At 63.4% G+C, this 8,289-nt stretch carries 7 protein-coding genes; 1 reads left to right on the top strand and 6 read right to left on the bottom strand.

What is annotated here, in order from left to right:
* The 3 genes from EN955_RS32450 to EN955_RS32440 form a co-directional block, all read right to left on the bottom strand.
* Positions 1–371, bottom strand: a 371-nt coding sequence (locus EN955_RS32450) for a 3-deoxy-7-phosphoheptulonate synthase (RefSeq protein ID WP_164769946.1), incomplete at its 3' end; no start/stop codon positions are given.
* Positions 372–505: 134 nt separating this feature from the next.
* Positions 506–4,003 carry a transcription-repair coupling factor gene (mfd, locus tag EN955_RS32445; RefSeq protein ID WP_024503565.1) on the bottom strand — a complete coding sequence of 1,166 codons (3,498 nt, stop codon included), beginning with the start codon at positions 4,001–4,003 and terminating at the stop codon, positions 506–508.
* Between the two features lie 72 nt (positions 4,004–4,075).
* On the bottom strand, positions 4,076–4,363 hold the full coding sequence (locus EN955_RS32440; protein ID WP_013531907.1) for a succinate dehydrogenase assembly factor 2: 288 nt from the start codon (positions 4,361–4,363) through the stop codon (positions 4,076–4,078).
* Positions 4,364–4,455: 92 nt separating this feature from the next.
* Between EN955_RS32440 and recG the strand changes: the two genes are divergently transcribed.
* Positions 4,456–6,564 (top strand): ATP-dependent DNA helicase RecG, encoded by a 2,109-nt coding sequence (gene recG, locus EN955_RS32435; protein WP_024503566.1) that lies wholly within the window; start codon positions 4,456–4,458, stop codon positions 6,562–6,564.
* On the opposite strand, the gene EN955_RS32430 is transcribed toward recG, so the two are convergent.
* The 3 genes from EN955_RS32430 to EN955_RS32420 form a co-directional block, all read right to left on the bottom strand.
* Positions 6,516–7,271 (bottom strand): DUF502 domain-containing protein, encoded by a 756-nt coding sequence (locus EN955_RS32430; RefSeq protein WP_024503567.1) that lies wholly within the window; start codon positions 7,269–7,271, stop codon positions 6,516–6,518. The genes recG and EN955_RS32430 overlap by 49 nt on opposite strands.
* An 80-nt stretch (positions 7,272–7,351) precedes the next feature.
* A complete protein-coding gene (locus tag EN955_RS32425) occupies positions 7,352–7,654 on the bottom strand; it encodes a HigA family addiction module antitoxin (protein ID WP_024503568.1) in 303 nt (100 codons plus the stop codon).
* Between the two features lie 31 nt (positions 7,655–7,685).
* On the bottom strand, positions 7,686–8,289 hold a 604-nt coding region (locus EN955_RS32420), incomplete at its 5' end, for an SIS domain-containing protein (protein WP_127223537.1).

The raw sequence follows: 8,289 nt of genomic DNA, 5'->3' as shown, positions 1-8,289 counted from the left end.
CCCTTGGTCTCGTTGTCGGACGAGCGCGGCTTGGCGAACTGGCCGGCAACGCGGCCGACCTTGACCACCGGCTGCGCGCCGGCGAAGGTCAGCACCACCGACATCTGCAGGAAGACGCGGAAGAAGTCGCGGATGTTGTCTGCGCCGTGCTCGGCGAAGCTCTCGGCGCAATCGCCACCCTGAAGGAGGAATGCGTCACCGGCAGCGACCGAAGCGAGCTGCTTCTTGAGCTTGCGCGCCTCACCGGCAAAAACCAGCGGCGGAAAGGTTGCGAGCTGGGCTTCCGTGTTCTTCAGCGCGGCGAGGTCCGGATAAGCAGGAACCTGCTTGATCGGCTTTGCTCTCCACGAATTCGGCGACCATTTCGTCATCGCTGCACCCAACGCTCTTTCCAGCGGCCTATACTCCGCCATTCCCGCCCCAATTGGGGATCGCGGCTCCATACACGAAGCCGATTTCCTATTCTAGACCGGAATTTCAGCGCTGGCGAATGGTCCGAGGCTAGCTACGCCGCCTTCTCCACCAGCCGTGCCAACTGCGTCATGACGACCGCCGAGCCCGCCAGCCTCTTCTCGGCTGTCGGCCAGTCGCGCACGAAGACGACACTGTGGTCCGGCCGGATCTTGGCCAACGATCCCTGTTCGCCAATGAACTTGACCAGCCCGACCGGGTTGGAGAATTCGCGCTTGCGGAAATGGATGACGACGCCCTTCGGCCCGGCGTCGAGTTTTTCGACATTGGCCTTGCGGCAGAGCGCCTTGATGAAGACGATCTTCAACAGATGCTTCACCTCCTCCGGCAGCGGGCCGAAGCGGTCGATCAGCTCGGCGCCGAAAGCGTCGATTTCCTCGGTGTTTTCGAGATCGCCGAGACGGCGATAAAGCGCCAGCCGGAGCTGCAGGTCCGGAACATAGCTTTCCGGGATCATCACCGCCGTGCCGACGGCAATCTGCGGCGACCAGCCGCCATCCTGCACCTCGCCCGAATCCTTCACCTCGGCGACGGCTTCTTCCAGCATCTGCTGGTAGAGTTCGAAGCCGACCTCCTTGATGTGTCCGGACTGCTCCTCGCCGAGAAGATTGCCGGCGCCTCTGATATCGAGGTCGTGGCTGGCCAGTTGGAAGCCGGCGCCCAGAGTGTCGAGCGATTGCAGCACCTTGAGCCTCCGCTCGGCGGTGTCCGTCAGCTTGCGGTTGGCTGGCAGCGTGAACAGCGCGTAGGCCCGCACCTTCGAACGGCCGACGCGGCCGCGCAATTGGTAGAGCTGCGACAGGCCGAACATGTCGGCGCGGTGGATGATCAGCGTGTTGGCGGTCGGAATATCAAGGCCGGATTCGACGATGGTGGTCGACAACAGCACGTCGTACTGGCCGTCATAAAAGGCATTCATGATGTCGTCGAGTTCGCCCGGCGGCATCTGGCCATGAGCCACCGCCACCTTCAACTCCGGCACGGATTCCTTCAGGAAATCATGTATTTCCGAGAGATCGCTGATGCGCGGCACCACATAGAAGGAATGGCCACCGCGATAGCGTTCGCGCAGCAGCGTCTCGCGGATCACCAGCGGATCGAAGGGCGATATGAAGGTGCGCACCGCCATGCGATCGACCGGCGGCGTGGCGATCAGCGACAGCTCGCGCACCCCGGTCAACGCCAGTTGCAGCGTTCGCGGGATCGGCGTCGCCGACAGCGTCAGCACGTGCACGTCGGTCTTCAGGTCCTTCAGCCGTTCCTTGTGCTTGACGCCAAAATGCTGCTCTTCGTCGATGATCAGCAGACCAAGGTTCTTGAACGAGATCGCGGAACCGAGCAGCGCGTGCGTGCCGATGACGATGTCGACCTGGCCTTCGGCGATGCCTTTCTTGGTCTCGGTCAGTTCCTTGGCGCCGACCAGCCGCGACGCCTGGGCGACGCGGATCGGCAGGCCGGAAAACCGCTGCGAAAACGTCTTGAAATGCTGGCGTGACAGCAATGTCGTCGGCACCACCACCGCCACCTGAAAGCCTTCCATCGCCGCGATGAAGGCGGCACGCAGCGCCACTTCGGTCTTGCCGAAACCGACATCGCCGCAGATCAGCCGGTCCATCGGCTTGCCGGCAGCAAGATCGTCGCGCACCGAATCGATGGCCGTCTGTTGGTCGTCGGTCTCTTCATAGGGAAAGCGGGCGGCGAACTCGCCATAGAGGCCTTCTGCCGGCACCAGTGGCGGCGCCGAGCGCATCTGCCGCTCGGCGGCGATGCGGATCAATTGACCGGCCATGTCGAGCAGGCGCTTCCTCAGCCGCGCTTTGCGCGACTGCCAGGCGCCGCCGCCAAGCTTGTCCAGCGTCGCCTCGGCCGTGTCAGAACCGTAGCGCGACAGGAGTTCGATGTTTTCCACCGGCAGGAACAGCCGGTCGTCGCCGGCATAGTGGATTTCCAGGCAGTCATGCGGTGCGCCGACCGCTTCGATGGTGCGCAGGCCAATGAAACGGCCAATGCCGTGGTCGGCATGGACGACAATGTCGCCGGCCGACAGCGCCGAGGCCTCGGCAATGAAATCCGAGGGACGCTTCTTGCGTTTCGAGCGCCGGATCAGCCGGTCGCCCAAAATGTCCTGTTCGGCGACGACGACCAGTTTTTCGGTCTCGAAGCCGGATTCGAGCGGCAGCACGGCCAGGGCCGCCTGCCCCGGCTCGAGCTTTTCGGCTTCCGCCAGCGTCACGACCTGCTTGAGGTTGCCGAGATGGTGTTCGGCGAGGATCTGGCCAAGCCGGTCGAGCGAGCCTTCGGTCCAGCCGGCGATGACGACGCGGCGGCGCGCCGCGCGCTCATCGACGATGTGTTTGACGACGACATCGAACACGTTGGCGTTCGGATCGGCGCGCTCCTCGACGAAGCTGCGGCCGTGGCGCGAACCGGCGTGATAGACCTTCTTGGCGCCAACGTCGGGCGCGTCGAATGGCGTAAAGTCGATCGCTTCGCGCGGCCCGAGCGAGGTGATCAGGTTTTCCGGGGAGAGATAGAGCAGGTCCGGCGCGACTGGCTTATAGGGCACCGCATCCTTCAGCGCGCCGTCGGCCTGCTTCCTGCGCGCCTCGTAGTGATCGAGGATCAGCGTGTGGCGCTCGGCCAGCGCCTCATGCGCCAGATGGTCGAAGATGACGGGCGTGTCAGGCAGATAGTCGAACACCGTCTCCAGCCGTTCGTAAAAGAACGGCAGCCAGTGCTCCATGCCAGCGAAGCGACGCCCTTCGCTGACCGCCGCATAGAGCCCGTCGTCGCGCTGCGGTGCGCCGAAGGCTTCGATATAGGAGCGGCGGAAGCGGCTGATGGTTTCCGGCGTCAGCGCCACCTCGCTCATCGCTTGCAGCGCCATCGACTTGCGTTGACCGGTGGTGCGCTGCGTGGCGGCGTCGAACACACGGATCGATTCCAGCGTGTCGCCGAAGAAATCGAGCCTGAGCGCCTCGGTCCAGCCGGGAGCGAACAGGTCGAGAATGCCGCCGCGCACCGCGAACTCGCCGATGCCGCGCACTGTCGGCACACGCTCGAAACCGGACGTTTCCAGCCGCGAGACCAGTGCGTTCATGTCGATCTGGTTGCCGGGCCTGGCATGAAAAGTCTGCGCCTCGACCAACTCGGACGGCGGAATGCGCTGCAGCAGCGCATTGGCGGTGGTGAGGATGACGGCGCGGTGCGGCTTCTTCGCCAGAGCGATCATGGCGGTCAGCGCATCGAGGCGCTTGGCGGCCGCATCGGAGCCGGGCGAGACGCGGTCGTAGGGCAAGCAATCCCAGGCCGGCAGTTCCAGCACCGGCAGGCCGGGGGCCGCGAAGGACAATGCCTCGATGATCGCCGGCAGGCGCTGACCGTCGCGCGCGACGAACAGAACCGGCTTGTCGGGCGCGATCTCGAGCGCCGCCTGCACCAGCGCAAAGGCTTCGTAGCCGTCGGCGACGCCATCGACGATGAACTGACCGGCGCGGCCTTTCGGCAGACCGATGGTGGGAATGAGGCTCATGAAATCACGGTCTTGTTTTATCGCAATTCCGAACGGAAAACCGCTTCGTACTTTTCCTGGAATTGCTTGTGTTCAGAATGTCAGAGAGCGGCGGAAAGCCAGGATCTTTCGCAGGACGGCACAATCGATATCGGCCGGAACCGGGCGTTCGCCGGTGACCATGGGCAGGAATTCGGTATCGGGAATGTCGAGGAGCCTCTCATATTGGTCGATTTCCTCGTTGGTCAAGACGCCGATCTCAGCGTCGGCGAAAGTGCCGAGGATCAGGTCCATCTCGCGCATGCCGCGATGCCAGGAGCGAAACAGAAGCTTGCGGCGGCGCACGTCCAGCCCCTCGCTTGATCTCGTCGTTCCGGTCATCGTACCGCATCCTTGCTTGCTGCGGCGCATATAGCGTGGATAGAAGGGGCTGTCAGCCTTGCGCTGCCGCCGTCGCAACATAAGCTGACATCATGCGCCCGACCATCCTCGATCCCTTGTTTGTCCCGATTACGTCGCTTGCAGGCGTCGGACCGAAAGTCGGCGCGCTGATCGAGAAGGTTGTTCCGGCCGATCTCGGCGACCGCGCGGCGCGTGCCGGCGATCTTCTGTTCGTGCTGCCGCACACCGTCATCGACCGGCGCAGTCGGCCTGGTATCGCGGGATCCGCGGAAGGCCAGATCGTCACGCTCGATGTGCGCATCGACCGCCACCAGCCGCCACCGCGTGGCAACAGGTCGGTGCCCTACCGGGTCTTCGCCCATGACGATACCGGAGAGATCGCGCTGACCTTCTTCCATGCTCACGCCTCCTATCTCGAAAAGGCGATGCCCGAGGGCGAGCATGTCGTGGTCTCGGGCCGCATGGAATGGTTCAACGGCCGCCCGAGCATGGTCCACCCCGACCATATTGCGCTGGCCAGCGAAGCGGAAAACCTGCCGCTGGTCGAACCGGTCTATCCTCTGACAGCCGGGCTCTCGGGCAAGGTGCTGCGCCGGGCGATCGGCCAGGCGCTGACGCGCGTGCCTGAATTTCCCGAATGGCAGGACGGCGCCTTCATGCGGCGGCACACCTTTGCGGCCTTTGGCGATGCGCTTGCCCGCATCCACAATCCGGCCGACCCGATTGACGTCTCCATCGATGGTGCCGCCTGGCGGCGGCTCGCCTATGACGAGTTGCTGGCGGGCCAGGTCTCGCTGGCGCTGGTGCGAGCGAAAGTCCGCAGGCTGTCCGGGCGACCCCTGGTCGGCGACGGCCGCATCGTCGAAAAACTGCGGGCCGCACTGTCCTATTCGCTGACATCAAGCCAGGAGTTTGCGCTGGCCGAAATCAATGCCGACCTCGCCGACCCAGAGCGCATGCTGCGGCTTCTGCAGGGCGATGTCGGTTCCGGCAAGACTGTCGTCGCGCTGCTGGCCATGGCGCGTGCCGTCGAGGCCGGCGGCCAGGCAGCCTTGATGGCACCGACCGAAATCCTGGCGCGCCAGCATCTTGCGACCATCACGCCGCTTGCCGCCAAGGTAGGGCTTCGCATCGCCATCCTCACCGGTCGCGAGAAGGGCCGCGAACGCGCGGATACGCTGGTCGGCCTGGCAACCGGCGAGATCGACATCGTCGTCGGCACCCACGCGCTGTTCCAGGAGACCGTCACCTTCAAAGACCTCGTCTTCGCCGTCATCGACGAGCAGCATCGTTTCGGCGTCCATCAGCGGCTTGCCATCACCGCCAAGGGCGACGCGCCAGACATGTTGGTGATGACGGCCACTCCTATCCCGCGCACCCTGGTGCTGACCGCTTTCGGTGACATGGACGTGTCGAAACTGACGGAAAAACCGGCCGGCCGCCAGCCGATCCGTACCGTTACGCTGCCGCTCGAGCGGCTCGACGAACTGGTCGCCCGCATGGTGGACGCCGTCGCCGGCGGCCAGAAGATCTACTGGATCTGTCCGCTGGTCGAGGAATCCGAAGAGATCAAACTGATGTCGGCCGAAGACCGCTTCGCCTCGCTGAAACCATTGTTCGGCGATCGCATCGGTCTCGTTCACGGCCGCATGAAGGGTGCCGAGAAGGACGAGGCGATGCGCGCCTTCAAGCAGGGCGAGACACGCATCCTGATCGCCACCACCGTCATCGAGGTCGGCGTCGATGTGCCGGACGCCACCGTCATGGTCATCGAGCATGCAGAGCGCTTCGGCCTGGCCCAGTTGCACCAGCTGCGCGGCCGGGTCGGACGCGGTGACAAGCCCTCCTCATGCGTGCTGCTCTACAAGGACCCGCTCGGCGAGACCGCAAAACGCCGGCTGTCGGTGATGCGCGAGACCGAGGATGGGTTCCTGATCGCCGAGGAGGACCTGAAGCTGCGCGGCGAAGGCGAATTGCTGGGCACCCGCCAGTCGGGCACGCCGGGCTTCCAGGTGGCTCGCATCGAGGCGCATGCCGACCTTCTGGAGGCCGCCCGCGACGATGCCAGGCTGATCCTGTCACGCGATCCGGAGCTGCAATCGCAGCGTGGTGAGGCGTTGCGCCTGCTGCTTTACTTGTTCGGTCGCGACGAAGCCGTGCGGCTTCTGCGCGCCGGCTGAGCCAGGGCGGCAACCGAAGGGTTGGCGAGCATCCCTTCGATCGGCTCGCCATTCACGACAACCATTTGCTTTACTTCGGGCGCCACCAGACCGGCGGAGACGATCAGCTTGGCGCCATCCTCGATCGTCATGTCGAGCGGCACGATGTCCGACTTCGGCACATACATCAGGAAGCCCGTGGTCGGGTTTGGCGTGCACGGCATGAATACGGCGATCAGCGGATCGCCTTCCTGGTCGAGCTTCTGGTTGATCTCGGTTTCCTTTTCACTGGCGACGAACACCAGCGACCACACGCCCTTGCGCGGATATTCGACCAGCCCGACCTGGCGGAACATGTCGCCCTTGTTCGACAGCACGGTCTCGAAAATCTGTTTCAGCGAGCCGTAGATGCCTCGCACCAGCGGCATGCGGCCAAGCAGGCGCTCGCCGAAATTGACGATGGCGCGGCCGACGATGTTTGCCGTCAGGAAACCGATCAGCGTGATCAGGATAAGCGCCACGATCAGTCCGAACCCCGGCACCGGAAACGACAGGTAGGTGTCAGGGCTGTAGCGGGCCGGAATATAAGGCTTCACCCAGGAATCGACCCAGCCGATGAACGACCAGGCAATGTAGGCGGTGATCGCCAAGGGCGCGCAGACGATGAAGCCCGTGAGGAAATAGTTCCTCAGCCGGGTCATGCCGGAGGTCTTGGGAGCGTCGGACATGGTTCACCGGAGCGCGGGTTGCAGCGCAACATTAGTGAACCGGACGAAGCTTTGGAACTGCGAAGTTTTTAAAGAGCCGATTATGCCGCTACTTCCAACGGCTCAATCTTCTCGAGCTCCGGCGCCAGCTTTCTGGCTTCGGTTTCAAGCTCATAGGCCTGTTGAAAATTCATCCAGAATTCGGGCGTGGTGTTGAAAAATCTGGCGAGGCGAAGAGCGGTATCGGGAGTCAGGCCGATCTCTTCCTTGGCAATGCGTTCGATACGGGTGCGCGGAAGGTTGAGCTTTTTCGCCAGCGCGCCTACACTCATGCCGAGCGGGACGAGATATTCTTCACGCAGGAATTCTCCAGGATGAACTGGACGTGCGAACTTCGATGCCATTCGGCTCAACCTCCGGTCTGGAAGGCAAAACCTATTCCACCGTCACCGATTTCGCCAGATTGCGTGGCTGGTCGACGTCGGTGCCCATGAACACGGCGGTGAAATAGGCCAGCATCTGTATCGGCAGCGCATAGATGATCGGCGAGATGATTTCGGGCACATCCGGCAGCACGATTGTTTCCATCGTCTTCACGCTCACCTGCGCCGCGCCCTTGCTGTCGGTGATCAGGATGATCTTGCCGCCGCGCGCCGCCACTTCCTGCATGTTGGAAACGGTTTTCTCGAAGATCCGGTCATGCGGCGCGATGACGATGACCGGCATATTCTCGTCGATCAGCGCGATCGGCCCATGCTTCAGTTCGCCGGCTGCATAGCCTTCGGCGTGGATGTAGGAGATTTCCTTGAGTTTCAACGCGCCTTCCATGGCCAGCGGGAAGTTGGTGTCGCGGCCGAGATAGAGCACGTCCTTGTAGCGCGAGAGTTCGCGCGCGATCCGCTCGATCTGCTCTTCAAGCTTGAGCACCTGGTTGGCGTAGCGCGGCGCTTCCGAAAGCGCGCGCACCAGGGTTTTCTCCTGTTCCTTCGAAATCATACCGCGCGCCACGCCGGCGCGCACCGCAAGCGCGGCCAGCACG

It is taken from the genome of Mesorhizobium sp. M7A.F.Ca.CA.001.04.2.1, from assembly GCF_003998485.1.
Taxonomy (GTDB): domain Bacteria; phylum Pseudomonadota; class Alphaproteobacteria; order Rhizobiales; family Rhizobiaceae; genus Mesorhizobium; species Mesorhizobium ciceri.
This window is presented reverse-complemented; position numbering and strand designations above follow the sequence as displayed.

What these genes read in the sequence shown, in the direction of transcription:
- mfd (WP_024503565.1), bottom strand. Translation starts at nt 4,003, where the DNA reads ATGAGCCTCATTCCCACCATCGGTCTGCCGAAAGGCCGCGCCGGTCAG.
- EN955_RS32440 (WP_013531907.1), bottom strand. Translation starts at nt 4,363, where the DNA reads ATGACCGGAACGACGAGATCAAGCGAGGGGCTGGACGTGCGCCGCCGC.
- recG (WP_024503566.1), top strand. Translation starts at nt 4,456, where the DNA reads ATGCGCCCGACCATCCTCGATCCCTTGTTTGTCCCGATTACGTCGCTT.
- EN955_RS32430 (WP_024503567.1), bottom strand. Translation starts at nt 7,271, where the DNA reads ATGTCCGACGCTCCCAAGACCTCCGGCATGACCCGGCTGAGGAACTAT.
- EN955_RS32425 (WP_024503568.1), bottom strand. Translation starts at nt 7,654, where the DNA reads ATGGCATCGAAGTTCGCACGTCCAGTTCATCCTGGAGAATTCCTGCGT.